The sequence below is a fragment of the Streptomyces katrae genome (genome assembly GCF_000966975.1).
Lineage (GTDB): Bacteria > Actinomycetota > Actinomycetes > Streptomycetales > Streptomycetaceae > Streptomyces > Streptomyces katrae.
In genome coordinates, this window is record NZ_JZWV01001005.1 from 1 (window position 1) to 610 (window position 610).

Consider the following 610-nt stretch of genomic DNA (forward strand, 5'->3'; position numbering starts at 1 on the left):
GGCGGTGGCCAGCCAGCCGCCGAGGAAGGCCCCGAACGGAGCGGCGCACATGGCCAGCATGCGGGAGGTGGAGGCGATCCGACCCACGAGCTGCGGCGGGACGATCGACTGCCGCAGGGAGGGCGCGAGCACCATCGTGGCGCCCATGCCCGCCCCGCAGACGGCGAGCGCGAGACCGGCGACGTACGGGTTCGGGGCGGCGGCGAGGCCCATGACGGCCAGGCCCTCGACCGCGGCCGTGCAGGTCAGGGCGGTGCCGGTGCCGAGCCGCCGGCCGAGGAAGGAGGCGAGGGCCGCGCCGAGTAGACCGCCGGTGGCCTCCGCCGTGAGGAGCAGGCCGAAGCCGAAGCTGCCGATGCCGAGCCGGTCGTACGCGAAGAGGGCCAGCACGATCTCCACCGCGAGGAAGGCGACGTTCCCGACCGCCGGACGCAGCGCGAGCCCGAGCAGCAACCGGTCGCGGAAGACGTACGAGGCCCCGGCCCGCGCCTGCCGCAGCAGCGACTCACGGGCCTGCGGCACCGGCCGGGGCACGGCGGGCAGCGATCGCACGAGCAGCGCGGAGAGGGCGAACGACACCGCGTCGGCGACCAGCGGAACCGCCCGCCCG

At 76.4% G+C, this 610-nt stretch carries 1 protein-coding gene; it reads right to left on the bottom strand.

Going from position 1 to position 610, the window contains the following annotated elements:
* A partial coding sequence (locus VR44_RS31155) for an MFS transporter (protein ID WP_045950971.1) occupies nt 1-610 on the bottom strand: 610 nt, incomplete at both ends.